At 66.3% G+C, this 19,926-nt stretch carries 14 protein-coding genes; 5 read left to right on the top strand and 9 right to left on the bottom strand.

Annotated elements, in window-relative coordinates; translation table 11 throughout:
* Positions 1-102: 102 nt before the first annotated feature.
* Together map and FBZ90_RS15975 are read right to left on the bottom strand one after the other, a co-directional pair.
* Positions 103-879: a type I methionyl aminopeptidase gene (gene map, locus FBZ90_RS15980; RefSeq protein ID WP_145733681.1), complete on the bottom strand. Its 777-nt coding sequence runs from the start codon at positions 877-879 to the stop codon at positions 103-105.
* Positions 879-1,100 carry a ParD-like family protein gene (locus tag FBZ90_RS15975; RefSeq protein WP_145733680.1) on the bottom strand — a complete coding sequence of 74 codons (222 nt, stop codon included), beginning with the start codon at positions 1,098-1,100 and terminating at the stop codon, positions 879-881. Before FBZ90_RS15975 ends, map begins: the two co-directional genes overlap by 1 nt.
* A gap of 254 nt (positions 1,101-1,354) precedes the next feature.
* Between FBZ90_RS15975 and FBZ90_RS15970 the strand changes: the two genes are divergently transcribed.
* The 5 genes from FBZ90_RS15970 (at position 1,355) to FBZ90_RS15950 (ending at position 8,758) form a co-directional block, all read left to right on the top strand.
* Positions 1,355-2,221, top strand: a complete 867-nt coding sequence (locus FBZ90_RS15970; RefSeq protein ID WP_145733679.1) for an ImuA family protein — start codon at positions 1,355-1,357, stop codon at positions 2,219-2,221.
* A gap of 4 nt (positions 2,222-2,225) precedes the next feature.
* Complete coding sequence (locus FBZ90_RS27860) at positions 2,226-3,926, top strand: Y-family DNA polymerase (protein WP_186455842.1); 1,701 nt, start codon at positions 2,226-2,228, stop codon at positions 3,924-3,926.
* A 173-nt stretch (positions 3,927-4,099) separates the two neighbouring features.
* On the top strand, positions 4,100-7,372 hold the full coding sequence (locus FBZ90_RS15960) for an error-prone DNA polymerase (protein ID WP_145733678.1): 3,273 nt from the start codon (positions 4,100-4,102) through the stop codon (positions 7,370-7,372).
* Positions 7,373-7,433: 61 nt separating this feature from the next.
* Positions 7,434-7,694 carry a type II toxin-antitoxin system Phd/YefM family antitoxin gene (locus FBZ90_RS15955; protein WP_145733677.1) on the top strand — a complete coding sequence of 87 codons (261 nt, stop codon included), beginning with the start codon at positions 7,434-7,436 and terminating at the stop codon, positions 7,692-7,694.
* A 257-nt stretch (positions 7,695-7,951) separates the two neighbouring features.
* A complete protein-coding gene (locus FBZ90_RS15950; RefSeq protein WP_145733676.1) occupies positions 7,952-8,758 on the top strand; it encodes an SDR family NAD(P)-dependent oxidoreductase in 807 nt (268 codons plus the stop codon).
* A gap of 162 nt (positions 8,759-8,920) precedes the next feature.
* Here the strand turns inward: FBZ90_RS15950 and FBZ90_RS15945 are convergent, their stop codons facing one another.
* The 7 genes from FBZ90_RS15945 to FBZ90_RS15915 all read right to left on the bottom strand — a co-directional run bounded on the left by FBZ90_RS15945 (position 8,921) and on the right by FBZ90_RS15915 (position 19,858).
* Positions 8,921-10,378: an esterase/lipase family protein gene (locus FBZ90_RS15945; RefSeq protein ID WP_145733675.1), complete on the bottom strand. Its 1,458-nt coding sequence runs from the start codon at positions 10,376-10,378 to the stop codon at positions 8,921-8,923.
* Positions 10,379-10,453: 75 nt separating this feature from the next.
* Positions 10,454-10,789 carry a MoaF-related domain-containing protein gene (locus FBZ90_RS15940; protein WP_145733674.1) on the bottom strand — a complete coding sequence of 112 codons (336 nt, stop codon included), beginning with the start codon at positions 10,787-10,789 and terminating at the stop codon, positions 10,454-10,456.
* Positions 10,790-10,923: 134 nt separating this feature from the next.
* Positions 10,924-13,254 (bottom strand): TonB-dependent receptor, encoded by a 2,331-nt coding sequence (locus tag FBZ90_RS15935; protein ID WP_246130445.1) that lies wholly within the window; start codon positions 13,252-13,254, stop codon positions 10,924-10,926.
* A 387-nt stretch (positions 13,255-13,641) separates the two neighbouring features.
* Positions 13,642-15,978, bottom strand: a complete 2,337-nt coding sequence (locus tag FBZ90_RS15930; protein WP_145733673.1) for a TonB-dependent receptor — start codon at positions 15,976-15,978, stop codon at positions 13,642-13,644.
* 366 nt (positions 15,979-16,344) lie between these two features.
* Positions 16,345-17,910, bottom strand: a complete 1,566-nt coding sequence (locus tag FBZ90_RS15925) for a P-loop ATPase, Sll1717 family (protein ID WP_145733672.1) — start codon at positions 17,908-17,910, stop codon at positions 16,345-16,347.
* 300 nt (positions 17,911-18,210) lie between these two features.
* A complete protein-coding gene (locus tag FBZ90_RS15920; protein ID WP_145733671.1) occupies positions 18,211-19,113 on the bottom strand; it encodes a LysR family transcriptional regulator in 903 nt (300 codons plus the stop codon).
* Between the two features lie 163 nt (positions 19,114-19,276).
* Positions 19,277-19,858, bottom strand: a complete 582-nt coding sequence (locus tag FBZ90_RS15915; protein WP_145733670.1) for a hypothetical protein — start codon at positions 19,856-19,858, stop codon at positions 19,277-19,279.
* Between the last annotated feature and the right edge of the window lie 68 nt (positions 19,859-19,926).

Raw genomic sequence — 19,926 nt, 5'->3', positions numbered from 1 at the left:
TTCGTAAGCTCTGGACCGGCCCCCTGTCGCGTTCTGACGCCATCATCGTTGCGGCGGCGCTGTCAGTTGCTGCGCATCATCAACCTTTTCAGGGTCTAGCCACTATAAGTCCGCTCGCCTTTTTCTTTCCTCCGCCCGCAGGGTCAGGACGCGCACGCCGGTGGCGGTGACGGCCACGGTGTGCTCGAACTGGGCGGACAGCCTGCCGTCCACCGTCACCACCGACCAGCCGTCGTCCTTGGTTTCCACCTGGGCGGCGCCCTGGTTCAGCATGGGCTCGATGGTGAAGACCATGCCTTCCTTCAGGCGCAGGCCCGTGCCCGGCTTGCCGAAATGCAGGATCTGCGGGTCCTCGTGCATCTCCCGGCCGATGCCGTGACCGCAATATTCCCGCACCACGGTATAGCCGTTGCGCTTGGCGTGGCGCTCGATGACATGGCCGATGTCGCCTAAATGGGCCCCGGGGCGCACTTGGCGGATGCCGTGCCATAGCGCCTCATAGGTCGTCTGCACCAGGCGTCGCGCGGCCGGTGCCACCGCGCCGATCAGGTAGGTCTTGCTGGAATCGGCGATGTAGCCGTTCTTCTCCAGCGTGATGTCGAAGTTGACGATGTCGCCGTCCGCCAGGATGTCGGTGGCGGCGGGCACGCCGTGGCAGACGACCTCGTTGCGGGAACAGTTGAGGACGTAGCCATAGCCGTATTGCCCCTTGCTGGCGGGGCGGGCGTGCAATTGGTTGACGATGTAGTCCTCGACCCTGTCGTTGACCGCCAGCGTGCTGAGGCCGGCCAGGGGCATGTCGTCCAGCATGTGGAAGACGCTGGCCAGCAGGCGCCCGGCCTCCCCTAGCTTTTCGATCTCGTCGGGGCGCTTGACCATTATGGGGTGGGTTCCAACTGCGGCGTTTCCGGTTCCAGCTTCACCGACGCCATCTTCAGTTGGATGCGCAGGATGTCGTTCAGCGACAGGGTGGGGTTGGCCTCCGCCAGCATGCCGATCTTCATCCAGTATTCGGCCTGGGCGTTGATGGACCGGCACAGCACGGTGCTGGCCTTGCGCACCTCCTCATGCAGGTCGTCGTCGATCTTCACGATGCCCATGGGGCTCTCCGATATATAAAACGTATACGTTTCATATAGTGTAGGCGGGGGGCCGTCAACCGACGCTGTCGATTTCGGATAGTCCGATTTTGGGGTGTCGACTCATCTTGACCGGGCTGGTGACTCCGGATTAGAACATAACAAGAACATCATCCCGCCCCGTGAGAACCCAAGGCAGCATCCCCATGCCCGCCATTCCTCCCCCCATTTCCGCAGCCCCGCCAACAGCATGCCCTGAAGAGGGACAGTCTGAGGTGGCCCTGGACCGTCAGCGCCTGCTGGCGATGCTGCGGGAACAGGTGCGCGCGGTGGAGGCGCCGGGGACCGGCCGGGGGGTGGTGCCGCTGGGGGTGCCGGCGGTGGATGCACATCTGCCGGCGGCCGGCCCGGGGGAAAGTGGCGCCCACGGCCTGCCGCGCGCCGCCCTGCATGAGGTGATGGCGGCCGGCGATCTGGACGCCGGCGCCGCCACCGCCTTCACGGCGCTGCTGGCCGCCCGGCTGGCGGAACAGGTGCGCGGCCCCATCCTGTGGATGACGCGCGCGCCCGACCTCTACGCGCCCGGGCTGGATGCCCAGGGGGTGGGGCCGGGCCGGCTGGTGGTGGTGCACGCCGCAAACGAGGTCGACCTGCTGTGGGCCATGGAGGAGGCGCTGCGCTGCCCCCGCGTGGGCGCCGTGGTGGGGGAGGCCGGCGGCCTGGACTTGACCGCCAGCCGCCGCCTGCACCTGGCGGCGGAAGCGGGTGGCGTCCCCGGCCTGCTGCTGCGCCTGAACGCGGGCAAGGGGGGCGCCATGAAGGGCTTGAAGGGGGCTGGGAGGGGCAGCGGGCGGTGCAGCACCCAGGCCACCGCCGCCGTTACCCGCTGGAAGGTCGGCACGGCGCCCATCCACGCTGATGACAGCGCCGCTTCGGCCTTCACCGGCCCCGCCTGGCGGGTGGAACTGCTGCGCTGCCGGGGCGGGCGGCCGGGGGCTTGGACCCTGTATGAACGCGAGGGGTTGAGGCTGGAGGCGGCGGGCCAGGCGGCCATGCCGGCGCCGGAGACGCCGGCGCCCGCCTCGGCGGTTGTGCCCTTCACCGCCACCCAACTCCCCTCAACTGCGCGCGCGGTGGGTTGATCCCATGCGCCGTATCCTTTCCCTCTGGCTGCCCACCTTCGCCACCGACCGCATCGCCCGTGGACTGACGCCGCCGCTGGCCGCCGGCACGCCCCTGGTGACCCGCCTGTCGGACCGGGGGCGTCTGACCGTGGCGGCGGTGAACGCGGCGGCGCGGGCCAAGCGCCTGGTGCCGGGCATGGGGCTGGCCGACGCCCGCGCGCTGGAGCCGCAGGTGCAGGTCGTGGATGCCGATCCCGAGGGCGATGTCGCGGCGCTGGAGCGCCTGGCCGACTGGGCCCGGCGTTACACCCCCTGGACGGCGGTGGACCCCAGCGACCCGCCTGGCTTCGGCCCCAAGGGACTTGGTGGGGGGCCCGGCCTGCTGATGGACATCACCGGCTGCGCCCATCTGCTGGGCGGCGAGCATGAACTGCTGCTGGATCTGGAGCGCCGGCTGGCCAAGGCGGGGGTCGAGGGGCGCGCGGCCATCGCCGACAGCATCGGTGCGGCCTGGGCGCAGGCCCGCTTCGGCGCCCAGCTGGTGGTACCGCCGGGTGGGGCGGTGGAGGCCCTGGCCGACCTGCCGTTGCCGGCCCTGCGCCTGGGCCCCGACCTGGTGGCCAGCCTGCGCCGCGTGGGCCTGCGCCGGGTGGGTGAGCTGATGCGCATGGCCCAAGGAACAGGAGGGGGGCAAGTCTCTAAGAACCGGGCGGCGCTGGCCGCGCGCTACGGCGCCCAGGTCGCCCTGCGCCTGGATCAGGCCCTGGGCTGGGTGGAGGAGCCGCTGTCGCCCCGTCGTGCGCCCACCCGCCACACCGCCCGCCTGACGGTGGTCGACCCCCTCTCCACGCCCGAGGGCCTGGCCCAGGCGGTGCGCCATCTGCTGGGCCGGGTGGCGGCCAGCCTGACGGCGGCGGGGGAGGGCGCGCGCTCGCTGGAACTGGAGGCCTGGCGCATCGACGCCGGGCACGACGCCCCGCCCCAAGTGCTGAGCGTGGGCGCCAGCCGCCCCAACCGCGACCCCGCGCATCTCTGGCGCCTGCTGGAACCGCGCATGGACCAGCTGGAGCCGGGGCCTGGCTTCGAGGTCATGGCGGTTTCGGTCACCCATGCCGCCCCCTTCGATGGCGGGCAGGCGGTGCTGGACGGCAACGGATTGGCCGACCTGGCGGGAGCGCCCCTGGCGAAGGGGGGAGAGGTGGCCGCTGCCGGCAACCCCCTGGTGGCCGACCCGCCCATCGCGGAACTGGTGGACCGGCTGGGCGCCCGTCTGGGTCCTGGCCGGGTGCTGCGCCTGCTGCCCCGGCAGAGCTGGATACCGGAACAGGCGGTGCGGGCGGTGCCGGCCGAGGCGCAGGACAACAGCCCGCCAGCGGCCCCGCCGGCACCCGCACAACTCGCCTGGCCGGCTGACCGGCCGCGTCCCATCCGCCTGCTGCCCCGGCCGGAGGCGGTGGAGGTGGTGGCGCCCATTCCCGACGACCCGCCCCTGCTGTTCCGCTGGCGTGACCAGACCTACCGCGTGGGCCGGGCCGAGGGGCCGGAGCGCCTGCTGCCGGAATGGTGGGAAGGGGGGGAGCGCCGCCCCAACCCCAATCCCGAGCCCCGCGACTATTACCGGGTGGAGGATGGCGAGGGCCGGCGCTTCTGGCTGTACCGCCTGGGCCTCTACCACGCCGGCGGCCCGCCGCCCCGCTGGTTCCTGCACGGTTTTTTCGGGTGACGTCTGCCCGCGTAAGAATTTCTTCCGGAGCGTAGCGACTAGGCCGCGACTGCGGCCGCCGGACCTTTTCGGGGAGCGGTAGCGGACTGAAAAGGGAGGATAGCCAAGGGCCGGATGGCCCGCCGGCGCTTGAGGATACGAAACATCAACTCCCGCCCGGCGCTTGAGGGAACATGCAAAGCTACTCCGAGCTTCAAGTCGCCAGCAATTTCAGCTTCCTGCGCGGCGCCTCCAAGGCCGCTGACCTGGTGGAGGCGGCCAAGGTGCTGGGGCATCGCGCCATGGCCTTGACGGATCGCAACAGCCTGGCGGGGGTGGTGCAGGCGCATGCGGCGGCGCGTGACCTGGATTTCCGCCTGGTGGTGGGCGCGCGGCTGGATTTGACGGACGGCCCGTCGTTGTTGTGCTGGCCCACCGACCGCGCGGCCTATGGCCGCCTGTCCACCCTGCTGACGGTGGGCATGCGCCGGGCGCCCAAGGGGCAATGCTTCCTGACCCGCGCGGATGTGGAGGCCCATGCCGTCGGCCAGATGATGGCGGTGGTGCCGCCGGACAGTCTCGATACTGGATTCGCCGCCGATCTGGCCGATTACCGCCGCCGCTTCGGCCGCACCCTCAGCCTGTGCCTGACCCACCGCTACCAGGGGGATGACGCCCGGCGGCTGGAGCGGCTGGCGGCTTTGGCGGAGGCGCACGGCCTGTCGCCGCTGGCCACCAACGACGTGCATTACCATCACCCGGCCCGGCGGGCGCTGCAGGACGTGATGACCTGCATCCGCGAGCATTGCACCATCCAGACGGCGGGCTGGCGCCTGGCCGCCAATGCCGAGCGCCACCTGAAACCGCCGGCGGAGATGGCGCGCCTGTTCCACCGCCATCCCCGCGCCCTGGCCCGCATCCGCGATATCGTGGATGCCTGCACCTTCTCCATCGGCGAATTGCGGGCCGATTACCTCTACCCCTCGGAGGTGGAGGGGGGTGAAACCCCGCAAGGGCGCCTGGCCCAACTGACCGCGGCGGGGGCGATCTGGCGCTATCCCCGGGAGCGCTATCCGGAGGGCGTGCCGGAGGATGTGCAAAAGCAGATCGACAAGGAATTGGCCCTGATCGGGGAGCTGGGCTACGCCTCCTACTTCCTCACGGTCTATGAGATCGTGCGCTTCGCCCGGGAGAAGGGCATCCTGTGCCAGGGCCGGGGATCGGCCGCCAACTCCGCCGTCTGCTTTTGCCTGGGCATCACCTCCATCGACCCGGTGAACACCGGCCTGCTGTTTGAACGCTTCATCTCCACCGCGCGCAAGGAGCCGCCGGACATCGACGTGGATTTCGAGCATGAGCGGCGGGAGGAGGTGATCCAGCACATCTATGAGAAGTATGGCCGCGACCACGCCGCCATCGCCGCCACCGTCATCTGTTATCGCTCACGGGGGGCTGTGCGCGATGTGGGCAAGGCCATGGGCATGAGCCAGGACACGGTGGCCCAGCTGTCGGCCATGATCTCCGGCTGGGGCACCGGCACGCCGGAGGAGGAGCGGGCGCGGGAGGCGGGGCTGGACCCCGACGACCCGCTGCTGCGCCAGGTGCTGGACCTGACGGGCCAGATCTCGAAATTCCCCCGCCACCTGTCGCAGCATGTCGGCGGCTTCGTCATAACGCCCAAGCCGCTGGCCACCTTCTGCCCCATCATGAACGCGGCCATGGAGGACAGGCAGAACATCGAGTGGGACAAGGACGATCTGGACGCCGCCGGCCTGATGAAGGTCGATGTCCTGGGCCTCGGCATGCTCAGTTGCCTGCGCCGGGCCTTCACCCTGCTGCGGGACCATTACGGCCGGGATCTGGACCTGGCCACCGTCCCGCAAGACGACGTGGCGACCTACGATATGCTGTGCGCGGCCGACACCCTGGGCGTGTTTCAGGTGGAGAGCAGGGCGCAGATGTCCATGCTGCCCCGCCTGCGGCCGCGCACCTTCTATGACCTGGTGGTGCAGGTGGCCATCGTCCGCCCCGGTCCCATCCAGGGCGGTATGGTCCACCCCTACCTGCGCCGCCGCCAGGGGCTGGAGCCGGTGGACTATCCGTCCGAGGCGTTGAGGAAGGTGCTGCAGAAGACGCTGGGCGTGCCCCTGTTCCAGGAGCAGGCGATGCAGATCGCCATCGTCGGCGCCGGCTTCACCGGGGCGGAGGCCGACGGCCTGCGCCGGGCCATGGCCAGCTTCCGCAAGCTGGGCGACATCGACACCTTCGAGGAGAAGTTCCGCACCGGCATGCTGAGCAACGGCTACACCGAGGAGTTCGCGGAGCGCTGCTTCAACCAGATCAAGGGCTTCTCCACCTACGGCTTCCCGGAAAGCCACGCCGCCAGCTTCGCCCTGCTGGTCTACGCCTCCGCCTGGATCAAGTGCCATTATCCCGACGTCTTCGCCTGCGCCCTGCTGAACAGCCTGCCCATGGGCTTCTACGCCCCGGCGCAGATCGTGCGCGACGCGGGGGAGCATGACGTGGTGGTGCGGCCGCCGGACGTGAACCATTCCGACTGGGACAGCCGGCTGGAGCCGCCGGCGCGCGGGCAGCGTTTCCAGACCCTGCGCCTGGGCCTGCGCCTGGCCAAGGGCCTGAGCGAGGCGGCGGTGCGGCCCCTGCTGGAGGCGCGGGGGCATGAGCCTTTCGCCAGCCCGCAGGATTTGTGGCGCCGCGCCCGCCTGGCGCCCCGCACCCTGGAGCTGCTGGCGGAGGCCGACGCCTTCCAGTCCATGGGCCTGGACCGGCGCCAGGCGCTGTGGTCGGTCAGCGCCCTGGGGGAGCGGCTGCCGCCCCTGCTGGACCTCGCCCTGGACGCGGAGGAAGGGACGGGCGACCCCTGGGCGGAGGAGCCGTCCCTGGCCACCCTGCCGGCCATGACCCTGGGGGAGCATCTGGTGGAGGATTACAGCCGCCTGTCCCTGTCGCTGAAGCGCCATCCCCTGAGCCTGGTGCGCGACGCGGTGGTGGCGCGGCTGGCGCGCCTGGCGGCGGAGCCCAAGGAGAGGATGACCCGCCGCTATCCCCTGATGCGCACGGAAACGTTGGAGACCCTGGCCGACGGCAGCCGCGTCGCCGTGGCCGGCCTGGTGCTGGTGCGCCAGCGGCCGGGCAGCAGCAAGGGCGTCATCTTCATCACGCTGGAGGATGAGAGCGGCATCGCCAACCTGGTGCTGATGCCCGAGACCTTCACCGCCTTCCGCCGCCACATCCTGGGCAGCCGCCTGCTGCTGTGCCTGGGCCGGGTGGAGAAGGTGATCGCGCCGACGCGCGACCAGGGCCCCAGCGCCACCCCCGTCACCCACATCCGCGCTGAGCGCCTGATCGATTACTCAGACCTGCTGTCCCGCTTGGACGAACCCACTGGCGCCGCCCCCGCCCGCCGGGCGGACGCGACCTTCCCCGATGGGCGGAACTTCCGGTGAGGGCAACTCGACCAAGTGTGGGGGACTGGCATGCTTGGTCAAGTTGGTCAGGAGGATGATCATGGCTACTCCCGTCAATCTCTATGACGCGAAGACGCATCTGTCACAGCCGGTTGAACGGGCCGCCGCGGGGGAGGAGATCGTCATCGCCAAGGCGGGACGGCCCATGGCCCGCCTCGTGCCACTGGCCTCAACCGCAGCACCCCGTGTTCCTGGCCTGTGGAAGGGCAAGATCCGCATCGGTTCGGATTCCGACGCGCCGTTGCCGGAGGAAATCGCCCGCACTTTCGGAACCGATATACCCGAAACCGGCATCCCATGAGGTCGCTATGCCGTCCCTATCCTGGGGCATGACGATCCCTGATAAGGCTGGCCTCACGGGCTTCCCCGTCTGAGGCGCCGGCGCCCTCATCCCTTTGCGGCCTTTCCGTTCAAGACCGTCCGGGCTGTTCCGGCCATCCTTGCCGCCGCCCCCTTTCGGGCTTGCGAGGCGCCGGCATCACGCCCATTGACTATCATGATGATAGTGACAATATCCCGGCGGCAATCTCTCATCCTTCCCATAAGGAACCGTCCCTCATGAGCACGTCTTCCAAGGGCACCGCCCTCGTCACCGGCGCCTCCTCCGGCATCGGGGCCACCTATGCCGACCGCCTGGCCCGCCGGGGCCATGACCTGATCCTGGTGGCCCGCAACCAGGACCGGCTGGAGGAGGCCGCCGCCCGCCTGCGCGCCGAGACTGGCGTCAAGGTCGAGGTGCTGGTGGCCGACCTGTCAGTCCAGGCCGATGTGGAAAAGGTGGAGCACCGTTTGCGCGGCGACGCCGCCATCACGCTGCTGGTGAACAATGCCGGCCTGGGTCCGAAGGGCCCCTCCCTGGGCAGCGACATCGCCTATCACGACAGCATGATCGCCGTGAACGTCACGGCGGTGAACCGCCTGGCCATCGCCGCCACCGACGCCTTCGCCGCCAAGGGTGCCGGGACCGTGATCAACATCGCCTCCGTCGTCGCCCTGATCCCGGAGATGTTCAGCGCCACCTACGCCGCCACCAAGGCCTTCGTCCTGGCGCTGACCCAGTCACTGCAGGCGGAGACCGCCAAGGCCGGCAAGACGGGCGTGCGCTTCCAGGCGGTGCTGCCCGGCCTGACGCGGACGGAGATTTTCGACCGCGTAGGCAAGTCCTTCGATGACCTGGACCAGAGCATGGTCATGGAGGTGGGGGAGATGGTGGACGCGGCGCTGGCCGGCCTGGACCAGGGCGAACTGGTCACCATCCCCTCTCTGCCCGACCCGGCGGATTTCGACGCGGTCAGCAAGGCCCGCTACGCCCTGGGCCCCAACCTGTCGCGCAACCACGCCGCCAGCCGTTACAAGGCGGGTTGATACCCCTGGCATTTGACCCTGAACGGTCAAATGCCCCCTCATTCGCCGGGCGCGAGCATCCGCTGGCTTGGCTTCCTCGCTGCGCCCTGCGGTACTCGCTCCGGCGCCCGCAGTCGCGGTCTACAGCGACACGAGCCAACATCTCGTGCCGCTGGTACAATCTCAGGGCGTATCGACGTCCGTTCCGCTGGGCGGGCGGTCCCTCAAGTCTTCCAGGGGGGCCGTCACGGGGTCCAGGTGGAAGACGGCCCGGTCGACGTGGCGCTTCAGCACCACGTCGACATAGGTCGTCTGGTTGGGCCGCAGGGCCATGGCCAGGCCGGCGCCGTCGGTGTGGAACTCCACCGGGACATAGCCGACGAAACCGCCGTCGGCGGCCGGCCGCGCCTGGACGCGCAGGCCGAAATGGGCGCCGGGCAACCGCGCCATGACGTCGTAATCCAGGTAGTAGACCAGGCAGTTGGGTGAGACGCTGTTGCGCTGCCGGTCGACGAAAAAGCCCTGGGGCAGGTCGTCCGGGCTATAATCCGGGCCGCCCAGCAGATAGAGGTCGAAGTCGTTCACCGCGTCGCCCTGGTCATCCCGGACGCGGAAGACCAGTTGGCAGTGGCGCTGCCCCTCATGCGGCTTGGCCTGGGCCACGGCCTGCTGGGTGGCGTCGGTCAGGTGGGCCAGCGCCGCCGTGCACGCCGCGTAGGCCGCCGGGCTGTCGACCTGCAGGCAGCGCAGGATCTCCGCCACCACCGGCTTGGCGGCGGCGTTCTGGGGGGTGACGCTGCCTATGATGCCCAGGCGGTCGCCGGCATGGCTGGCATCGGGAATGACGCCGAAGGCCAGGGCCTGGCGGGGCGCCCGGGGCCCGCCATCGGGGCTGAGCGCGGCGGCCGGCCGCCCGTCGAAATGCGGGTGCCGGTTGTCCACCGTCGCCGCCGTTTCCACCAGCGTCAGGAACAGGCAGTTCAGGTTGGCCCCGGCCACGCGCACCACGCCATCCGACCCTTCCTCCGCCAGATAGGAATTGAGGAAGTCGTAGAAGTGGCCATCGATGGCCTGGCCGGTGAGCACGGCGGGGTAGAGGTCCACGGCCGTGGGATCGTACTCCAGCCAGCGGCCGTTCAGGCGCCACTGGTCGGCGCTGCCCAGGGCCAGCCAGTCCAGGATGCGCTCCCCCGGTTCCACGCCGTCGAAGAAGGCCCGGATGCGGCCCACCCGCTCCTTGCCCAGGGTGGCGAGGGGGGAGCCGTGGTTGGCGGGCGCCAGCATGACCAGGTGGCGCAGCGGCGGCCGCCGCAGGCCGGTCCCGCCGTCATACAGCCGGCTCACCCATTCCCGCACCACCGGGCCGCCGGTGGAATGGGTGACGCAGGAGAAGTCGGGCAGGGGCATCCCCGCCGGGGCGCCGGGCAGCAGCGTGTCGCGCAGGGCCTGGTCGAAAGCCCGCACCACGTCGGCCATGGCGATGGCGTCGCGGAAGCTGATGTAGCTGCCCAGGTGGATGTGCGCCACTGTCAGGGGCAGGCCGGGCGCCGTCAGCGCCGCCTGCCGCACCAGGGCGTCCGGCAGGCCGCCATAGGTGGTGACGCTGGTGACGCTCCAGCCATGCACGAAAACCAGGATCATGGGCCCCCCGACTTGCCCCTCGGCGCTATACCAGCATGCAGCATAGCCGGGTGACGTCGGGTGCGCAGCAGGGCGTCAGCACGTCCCCACCGGCCCCGGCACCTGGACGAAGGTGCCGTGGTCCTGGACGAAGGTCAGGTCGGGGTTGGTGATGTTGGTGACGATGGTGTGGCGGGCATAGTCCTCGACATGCACCACCGTGGTCTTGTCGGCCTCTTGCCAGGTCACGAGGAACTGGTCGTCGCGCAGCTCCCCCACCCTGATGGTCACGGTTTCGGACTGGCCCCGGCTGCCGTCCTGGTTGATGACGGTGTAGGTCAGCGACGTGATCGAGGTGAAGTGCAGTTCGACCCGGAAGGTGGTGAAGGTCACCAGGTAATAGTGGCCGACGGCGGGGAAGGGCGTGGGCATGGGACGTCTCCGCGAAAGGATGGCGCCCGGGGTGGGTTATCCCCGGGCGCACCTCATCCTAGCAGGAACATCCATGGTGCCATGCAACCATAAGGGGTTTATCCCTTTGGATCAGCAGCGCCAAGCGTGTGACGTCAGTACGCCACCCGCACCCGCACGCCATAGAGGCGCGGCGGCCGGATGCTTTCGGTGTTGTAGCCGGCGCCCAGGGCCTGCACGGGCTGATAGCCCATGTTGACCACCGCCTGGTTCTCCACGTTGTTGACGTAGCCGGTCAGGCTCCACCACGCATGCTGCGGGGTGTAGGTCAGGCGCAGGTTGGTGGTGTGATAGCCGCCCTGCACCTGCTTGGCCAGGTAGTCATAGGCGGTGTGGTAGGAGGAGGAGAGGTAGACATCCGCCGCCGCCGTCACCGTGCCGTTGCCGTCCAGGCGGAAGTCGTGCTGATAGCCCAGCGTGGCGGTCCAGCGCGGGGCGTTGACCGCCGGCTTGCCCGAGCAATCCACCGCCCAGATCTTGGCGGCGCCGACCGGCTTGGGCACCGCCGCGGCGGTGGCGTTGGTGTAGGCGCAGCCCACCGACGGCGCCAGGCCCAGGCCGCTGTAATAGCGGTAGTGGAGGTCGTCGTAGGCGGTGTCCAGGTACTGGCCGCTGGCGGTCAGCAGGTCGTCCGCCGTCACCTGCCACCGGCCATCCAGCGCCAGGCCGCGCATGTGCGCCCGGCCGGCGTTCTGCGTCACGGACAGGGCGGCGTAGGGGGCCAGGGCGATGCCGGTCAGCACCGGGGCGGTGTAATTGATCTGCTGGTCGCGGTACTCATAATCGAACGCTTCCAGGTTCACCTGGGCCTTGCCGCCCAGCAGGCTGTTCTTCAGGCCCACGGTGTAGGCCGTCAGGTGTTCCGGCCCGTACTGGTCGCGCTGGCTGACGGGGGCGGAGAAGAAGCCCCCCGCCTTGTAGCCGGTGGCGATGGTGGCATACAGCAGCGAGCCGGGGGCCAGGTCGTAATCCGCCCCCGCCTTCCAGCTGGTGCCGTTCCAGTCGTGCCGGTCGTCGCGGCGCAGCAGGGTGGGTGAGGCGGCGGAGAAGGTGTTGCTGCCGAACAGGATGGCTTGCGTCTTCTCCTCATGCGACAGGCGGCCGCCGGCGGTCAGGCGCAGGTCGGGAACCACGGCGTAGGTGAGCTGGCCATAGACGGATTCGGATTCCGTCGTCAGGTCGCCCTTGCCGACGGCGTGCTGGATGAAGCTGTTGAAGTTCTGGTCGGCGTACAGGTTCTCATCGAAATAGCTGGCGCCGCCCACCCAGCTCAGCGGCCCCTGGCCGTTGGAGGTCAGGCGCGCGTCCACCGAGGTGGAGCGCGACCGCGACGTCAGGCGGAAGGCGCTGGGGACGTAGGTCAGATAGTCCTCATCCATGCCGCGATAGGCGGGGGTCAGCGTCAGGGTGGCGAAGCTGAAGTCCTTGGCGATGTCGGTCTTCAGACCCCAGCCCTTGTCGTCGATGAAGCCGTCGTTCTTAGCGTTGCCGATCAGCGGGCTGAGGCGGGCCACCGCCGGCAGCGCCGCGTAATAGGCCTTCACCGCCGACGGGTCGGACGGGCCCACCCACGGGTTGTCGCTGTTCACGAAGGGGTACTGCACCTCCGCGTCGCCCTTGCCGCCCCGGTGGGCGTAGTCGGCGGCGAAGCGGATATGCCAGTCGTCCGCCGGCTCCAGCGCCACCTGCACGCGGCCGGCCTGGCTCTGGTCGTCGTCATAGCCGTCGGAGAGATAGCCCTTGCGGTCCACCACCTGGCCGGCCACGCGCAGCGCCGCCTTGTCCGACAGCGGCACGTTCAGGGCGCCCTCGCCCTTGCGCAGGTTGTAGTTGCCGAACTCCAGCGAGGCGTGGCCCGAGGTTTCGCCCAGCACCGGCACCTCCGGCACGATGTTCAGCACGCCGGCGGAGGCGTTGCGGCCGTACAGCGTGCCCTGCGGGCCGGGCAGCAGCTCCAGGCGGCGCAGGTCATAGAAGGCCAGGCTGGCGCCGGCCGGGCGGGGGACATAGACGCCGTCCAGGTTGAAGGCCACCGCCGGCTCGGAATAGCTGGTGGAGATGAAGCTGCCGATGCCGCGCACGTAGAGTTGCGGCGTGCCGCCCGCCGCCGGCGCCACCACCAGGGCCGGCAGCACGCGGGTCAGGTCGGCGGTGTTGGTCAGGCTGTTGGCCGCCAGGCTGGCGCCGGTCACGGCCTGCACGGCCACGGGGGCGGACTGCAGCGTCTGCGCGCGCTGTTCCGCCGTCACCACGATGTCGTCCAGCGTGCCGTCAGACGCCGCGCCGGCGGCGTCGGCCGTATCCGGCGCCCCCCCAGGGGAGGCATCGGCGGAGGCCCCGCCCGCGGCTTGGGCGGCGGGGGCATGCAGGGCGGCGGCCAGAAAAAGGGTGGCCATGGCCGTCGCCGGCCGAAACAGTTTGGTCATGTATGTGTCCCCAACGCATGGCAGCTGTTGGCCGGACCGGGCGGTCCGGGGCGCCGCTTGGGCGGGCGCCATTCCGTGCCTATGCAGACAGGCGCCAGGAGACAGAAAATGACCTGACGGCGCAATGAAATAATAATCAGATTTGATTAGAATTGATTGGTGATACCGTGAAACCACACAACGCAAGACGCCGCCCCCGCGTGGCGCGCGGGGACGGTGCCGGTATTGCAATCTTTATTGGTGATAATTGTCAGGGTTACTGGCCGCCCGCCCGTTCAGCGGAAGCGGCCGTAACGGCGCCGCGAGGCGCGGTAGCCAAGCCGCCGGATGGCGGCGCCGGCGCTTGAGGGCGGCTATCCTGACCCCAGGTCAGGATAGCCGTACACATCAATAACGCACGGTGGCGCGCACGCCATAGGTGCGCGGCGGGCGGATGTTGGCGTAGTTCAGGCCGTTGCCGAAGGCCTGGTTGGGCTGGTAGCTGGTGTTGACCACCGCCTGGTTTTCCACGTTGTTGACATAGCCGGTGACGGACCAGCGATCATCGGCGGCGTTGTAGGTCAGGCGCAGGTTGGTCATGTGATAACCGCCCTGCACCTGTTCCGCCAGGTAGTCATAGGCGGTGTAGTAGGAGGCGGAGAGGTAGACATCCGCCGCCGCCGTCAGGCCGGAACCGTCGGCGAAGCGGAACTCATGCTCATAGCCCAGGTTGGCCGTCCAGCGCGGGGCGTTGGTCCCGGGCTTGCCGCTGCAATTCACCGTGTAGATGGCGGAGGGGACCACCGGCGCCGGGCTGGCCCCCGTCGCCACGCTGTAGGGGCACCCGACCGAGGGCGGGGCGCCGAAGTTGGAGAAGTAATTGTAGCTGAAGCTGCTGTAGCGGCTGTCGATATACTGCACGTTGGCGGTCAGCAGGTCCTGCGCCGTCGCCTTCCACCGCCCCTCCACCTCGAAGCCGCGAATGCGGGAGCGGCCGACATTCTGGGTCACGAAGATGGGGGCGTAGGGGGTGCTGGACGACCCGGTCAGCGTCGGCGACAGATAGCTGATCTGCTGGTCGCGGTATTCATAGTCGAAGGCTTCGACGTTCAATTGCACCTGGTTGTCCCAGAAGCGGTTCTTCAGGCCGACGCTGTAGGCCGTCAGATGCTCCGGGTTATAGGTGTCGGGGCCGATGCTGGCGAAGAAGCCGCCAGCCTTGAAGCCGGTGCCGATGTTGGCATAGAGCAGCGACTGCGGCGCCACGTCGTAATCCACGCCCACCTTCCAGGTGGCGGCGTTCCAGATGCGGTCGTCGGCGCGGGCGCTCAGCGCGGGCTTCACCGGGCTGAACGTGGCGGTGCCGAACTGGCTGTCCTGCGTCTTCTCCTCATGGGTGAAGCGGCCGCCGGCGGTCAGGCGCAGGCTGTCGGTCAGCGCGTAGGTCAACTGGCCGAAGGCCGCCGTCGTCTCATCCGTCAGCTTGCTGTTGATCACCGTTTCCATGACCCAGTGGTCATAGTCCTGGTTGGCCGTCACATCCTCGGTGAAGTAATAGACGCCGGCCAGCCAGGTCAGCGGCCCGCCGCCGCTGGACGCCAGCCGCGCCTCCACCGATTTCTGCGCGCTGTCGCTCTTCACCGCGAAGGCGGAGGGGATGTAGGACAGGTAATCCTCATGCACCTCGCGATAGGCCGGGATGACGGTCAGGGTGGCGAAGCTGAAATCGTGGCTGATCTCGGCCTGGGTGCCCCAGAACTGGTCGTCGATATAGCCGTCGGTCTTGGCGTTCTCGATCAGCGGGCTGTGGGCGGAGGCTGGCGGCAGCCCGGCGTAATAGGCGGCGACCTCGCGCGGATCGGACGGGCCGACCCAGGGGTTGTCGGCGTCGGCGTAGGGATACTGCACCTGGCCGGAGCCCTTGCCGCCCCGGTGGTAATAGTCGCCGGACAGGCGCACCCGCCAATCCTCCGTCGGCTCCAGCAGCAGTTGCAGGCGCCCGGCCTGGCCCTGGTCGTCGTTGTAGCCGTCGGTCAGATAGCCCTTGCGGTCGATCACCATGCCGGAGGCGCGCAGCGCCACCTTGTCGCTCAGCGGCACGTTGACGTAGGCGTCGCCCTTGCGCAGGTTGTAATTGCCGATGTCCAGCGTGGCGGCGGCCGACAGCGCGTCCAGCTTCGGCGTCTCCGGCAGCACGTTGACGGCCCCGCCCGAGGCGTTGCGGCCGTACAGCGTGCCCTGCGGGCCCTTCAGCACCTCCACCCGCTGGATGTCATAGAAGAAGCCGTTGGCGCCGGCGGGGCGGGAGATGTAGATGCCGTCAAGGTTCACCGCCACCGACTGCTCGGCATATTGGTTGGACGCGAAGGTGCCGATGCCGCGCACATAGACCTGCGGCACGCCGCCCGCCGCCGGGGCGATCACCACCGAGGGCACGCTGCGCGTCAGGTCCGACACATCGGCCACGCCCGCGTCCTTCAGCGCCGCCCCGCCCAGGGCCGACACGGCGATGGGCGCGTTCTGCAGGCTCTGCTCCCGCCGCTCGGCGGTGACGACGATGTCCTCAAGCTGGCTGGTTTCCGCCGCCGGGGCAGCACCCTTGGCGCCGGCGGACGCGGCGGGGGCGGGGGGAACGGAGGCGGGGGTGGCGCTCTGCGCCAGGGCGGGGGAGGCGATGGCTGCCCCCAAGGCGGGTGTCAGCAAAAGGGCGACGGCAGCCGTCGCCGGACGCACGATCCGGTGCATATGTGTTCACTCCCTGCGCGGCCTCTATGGCCAGCCCGCAGCCCCCCACGACAAAAGCCGTGCTCTTCCAAGGGACTAAGGCCGGGGCGCCGGTTCCCGGGCGCCTGCTGTGCCGCTACGGGCAAAGGTAGATCGCAATGATGCATTCATCAAATCGATAGGCTGGATAGGGGTGTATCGGGGGAAGTGATTTAAAGCAGGGTATTTCGGATCCAGTTTGCGTTTGACCAGACACAGCGGGCTCTGGATCCATGCCTTAAGATGGAGGGCGCCCGCTGATGCCCCCTTTTACGTACTTCGGTTATTCAGGATCCAGATTGCGCGGATCTCTCACCCCGTCTTTGGAGTATCTACTCTAAATTCAGTTCAGTTTGGGATTTGGAAAACCTTTCTTAGGGATGCATGTATTATAAATTTTTCATCGATTGTTGGCTCTCCCATATCTCTGAATGACCATCGATCTCTTTTTCTTAATAAGCCTGACTCTGTTTTTACGTTGAAGAAATTTCCAGCTGCTCCAACCCTATATAATGCGCGGCATATATCAACTATTTCAGGTCTAGTATTAAAACCGTTGGCGAGACTTGGATCTGTTTTCTTTAATTTTTGAACGCGCGCCTCCAGATCTATTACTGTAAAAGACGGACTGAATCCAGTTAATATTGCCTTTAAATTTGATATCTTCCTCGAATCGTAACTTCCCAGCAGCTCCTCTTCAATTTCTCTCCATACCGCTTGCGAGAATTCAATGGACGTTTCCTCGAAAGATTCTTTTGTGAAAAAAGAGTTCTCAGGGTCATATTTCTTTGCAAGATTTAGCATATTTATAATATTTCTAGGCTTGAACATTGATGTGTCTAGTAAGTAGTCTTTTATATTTTTCCCGTGTAATTTTTCGTTAAAATAGACATCCCATACGTTGTCCGATGGAATTTCGTCATTTTCAATTTCAGAATTATTTATTTTTGCGCTAACAATATTCAAGATAGGTTGATTCTCGGAAGTCCCCTTGACGTTCCAGCTTACGGACACGCCGAAATCATTAATATCGCGAACGATTTCGGGGCCAACTCTATTTACCTCCTCGAGTACTTCAGAACGTACCGAGGCGTACACTACAAATGAAGCACTTTTTGCCCCCAAAGCCCGATTAACTCTAGCCACAGACTGAAGAAGATCTCTGATTAAGAAAAGGTCGCGCTCCCTCTGGTCTGGTCTATTCCAAAAAAGCTCTAGCTCATCGAAAAACAAAGCACACCTTTTTCTTGTTTTTAATTGAACATCGCACAGATATTTTTCTATTATCTCAATAATCTCAATCGGCTTCCGATCGTCATTCTCGTCATGTATTGCTTGAACCTCTGCATTTATTTGTCCTGTAAATATTCCTGTCTTTATACCGGCCTTTGCTGCGGCCTTAATCTTGGAAATAGATAGATCTGAAAATGACGTAGGTCGAGTCTCATTATAAACCCCAATTAATCTCTTTAAATCATCCGCTACTTCTTTATTGGAAATGACGTCATCTATGTTCAGTAATCTTAATAAATTTTTATAAATAAACCAAAGCCAGTTGGTCGTGTAGTCATATTGAACTGATATATCATTGCCAATTCGTATAATCTCAAAATCTCCACCAGTGGCTAACTTCGCTCTTTCTGCTTCGCTGATTCCGGTTTTGAAGAGCACGGTATTCGTATTCGCTCCATTTTCTGTTAATTTATTCCTAACAAAAAGCAGTAATGCTGTTTTGCCGCAACCCTTTTGGCCAGATATGAAGAATCTGGCACCTAAAATTAAATCATCTAATTTAACCCTTGGTGGTATCTGAAATGAGTTCATAAAAACTGAGCTTCCATATCTATTTTGCTGAAAAATTTCGTTCTTTGCATCGGCCTCGCCGAATTGCAACATTCCTATGTTTATGGGCATGATGAATCTTTATTCCTAGATGTGTAAGGTCATCACTGGAATATAGCTGTTAAGAGTCTTTTTGACAACTCTATGGGGTGCTCCGCTCTCTGATAAGGCCATGGCAATCTGGATCATGCCTCTTGGAGAGGTCAATGCGGCGTTCGTAATCACGAACGAGCGAGGTGGCGTTATCTTGTCATCTCGCTGAAGGGGCATTCGGGGCCCCCCAGCAGAGCGGAATGAGCCGAGTTTACTTTACCAAAACCTGGCTATTTTGAGTATGACGCCAGTGACTAAATGCGCCCGGCCTGACGCCTTTCACGCCCCCGCGCACTCCCGCAAATACCCCCGCAGCCAAATCAGGCCGGGATCGCGGTCGAACTGGTAGTGCCACTGCATCATCTCGGTCAGCACCGGGAACTCGATGGGCGGGGGCAGGATGCGCAGGGGCAGGTGCTGGGCGTAGAGGTGGGCCAGGCGGGTGTGCATGGTGCTGATCATGTCCGTTTCCACCAGGATGGAGGCGACGGAGGAGAAGTCGGGGGCCACGGCGCCGATGGTGCGGGCGTAGCCATAGCGCTCCATGAACCATTGCTCGAAGGCCGGGGTGCGCTTGCCGCCGATGATCACCACCACGTGCGCCATCTCCAGATAGCGCTCGAACGTCAGGCTGTCGCCCACGTCCGGGTTGTCGCGCCAGACGACGCAGCTGTGCGTCTCCTCGAACAGGATTTCCTTGGGCTGGTCGCTGGTGAGATAGGCGTCGGGGGTGATCACCAGGTCCACGTCGCCCCGGTTCAGGCGGTCGTGGACATCGTCGCCGACCACGCTGATCTCCAGCCGCAGGCCCGGCGCCTCGCGCCGCAGGCGGCGGATGGCGCGGGCCAGCACCACCTCGGTCACATAGTCCGACGCCACCACGCGGAACACGCGATTGGCCGTGGCGGGGTCGAAGGTGGGGCGGGCCTCGATGGTGGTCTGTACCCGGATCAGGATGTCGCGCACCGGCTCCACCAAGGCCAGCGCCAGCGGCGTGGGCACCATGGTGCGCCCCACCATCACCATGATCTCATCATCGAAATAATCGCGCAGGCGGGCCAGCGCCCCGCTCATGGCCGATTGGCTGAGATGCAGGCGATGGGCGGCGCGTGAGACGTTGCGCTCCTCCAGCAGCACGTCCAGCGCCACCAGCAGGTTGAGATCGAATCGGCGGAAGCGCATGGCGTCCATCCTCCCGGTTTTATTGTTCGAGGTGATACCTCGCCCCATTTTGGTACGTCAGAACCGATAGCTCGGCCAGCCTTTTGCCGGCCCGGCCGTACCGTATTTAACGATGGGGGTATATCGGTGCCGCCGATAGCTGGCCGTCCGTGGGCCCGCGCCGTCAGCCCAGGGCGATGGCGGAGCCGGTGAAGGGCACGGCCAGGGTGTAGCCGGCGGGGGGCGGCGTCACCGGCGTGGCGGCGGCGGTGCCGAACTGGGTGATGCCGGCGCCGATGTGCTCGGCCAGGTCATGGCGGCCGCCGGCGAAATCGAAGGGCTGGCTGCCGGTCAGCCGGGCGGAGAAGACGTTGGTCGCCAGCAGCGGGCTATCGCCCGCGCTGACCGTGGTGCCCACCACCAGGCTGGTGCGGCGGAAGGTGGCGATGCATTCCCCCTGGGCGAAGGTGGCGGGGTCGTCGAAGGTGGCGGCCGGCTGGCGCTGCAGGAACACGGCGAAGCCGCCCACCGGGTCCAGGCCCAGCGACAGGGCGCCGTTGGTCGCCGCGCCCGCCCGGAACGGCTGGGCCGCGAAGGTGAAGTGGGCGGCCGTCTCGCTGATTGCCCCGCTGGGCGCGGCGAACAGCGGTACGCCGGGGAAGGGCAGGTGCAGGAAATAGCCATAGTCGGCCAGCGTGCCGTCGGCGGCCTTGTAGAAACGGCCGGTGACGTACCAGGCCAGCTCGGCGGGCAGGAGGGTGGGCATGAGGGGCAGCCTCCAAATGGCGAACCACCCGTATACCGTGTATCGTCCGCCGCCGCAGCCTCGGCGCC

The organism is Nitrospirillum pindoramense (assembly GCF_007827955.1).
In the GTDB taxonomy this organism is placed as follows: Bacteria; Pseudomonadota; Alphaproteobacteria; order Azospirillales; family Azospirillaceae; genus Nitrospirillum; species Nitrospirillum amazonense_B.
This window is presented reverse-complemented; position numbering and strand designations above follow the sequence as displayed.

Bases quoted from the DNA above. Each gene is read 5' to 3' on its own strand.
- map (WP_145733681.1), bottom strand. From the start codon at position 879: ATGGTCAAGCGCCCCGACGAGATCGAAAAGCTAGGGGAGGCCGGGCGC.
- FBZ90_RS15975 (WP_145733680.1), bottom strand. From the start codon at position 1,100: ATGGGCATCGTGAAGATCGACGACGACCTGCATGAGGAGGTGCGCAAG.
- FBZ90_RS27860 (WP_186455842.1), top strand. From the start codon at position 2,226: ATGCGCCGTATCCTTTCCCTCTGGCTGCCCACCTTCGCCACCGACCGC.
- FBZ90_RS15960 (WP_145733678.1), top strand. From the start codon at position 4,100: ATGCAAAGCTACTCCGAGCTTCAAGTCGCCAGCAATTTCAGCTTCCTG.
- FBZ90_RS15955 (WP_145733677.1), top strand. From the start codon at position 7,434: ATGGCTACTCCCGTCAATCTCTATGACGCGAAGACGCATCTGTCACAG.
- FBZ90_RS15950 (WP_145733676.1), top strand. From the start codon at position 7,952: ATGAGCACGTCTTCCAAGGGCACCGCCCTCGTCACCGGCGCCTCCTCC.
- FBZ90_RS15945 (WP_145733675.1), bottom strand. From the start codon at position 10,378: ATGATCCTGGTTTTCGTGCATGGCTGGAGCGTCACCAGCGTCACCACC.
- FBZ90_RS15940 (WP_145733674.1), bottom strand. From the start codon at position 10,789: ATGCCCACGCCCTTCCCCGCCGTCGGCCACTATTACCTGGTGACCTTC.
- FBZ90_RS15935 (WP_246130445.1), bottom strand. From the start codon at position 13,254: ATGACCAAACTGTTTCGGCCGGCGACGGCCATGGCCACCCTTTTTCTG.
- FBZ90_RS15930 (WP_145733673.1), bottom strand. From the start codon at position 15,978: ATGCACCGGATCGTGCGTCCGGCGACGGCTGCCGTCGCCCTTTTGCTG.
- FBZ90_RS15925 (WP_145733672.1), bottom strand. From the start codon at position 17,910: ATGCCCATAAACATAGGAATGTTGCAATTCGGCGAGGCCGATGCAAAG.
- FBZ90_RS15920 (WP_145733671.1), bottom strand. From the start codon at position 19,113: ATGCGCTTCCGCCGATTCGATCTCAACCTGCTGGTGGCGCTGGACGTG.
- FBZ90_RS15915 (WP_145733670.1), bottom strand. From the start codon at position 19,858: ATGCCCACCCTCCTGCCCGCCGAGCTGGCCTGGTACGTCACCGGCCGT.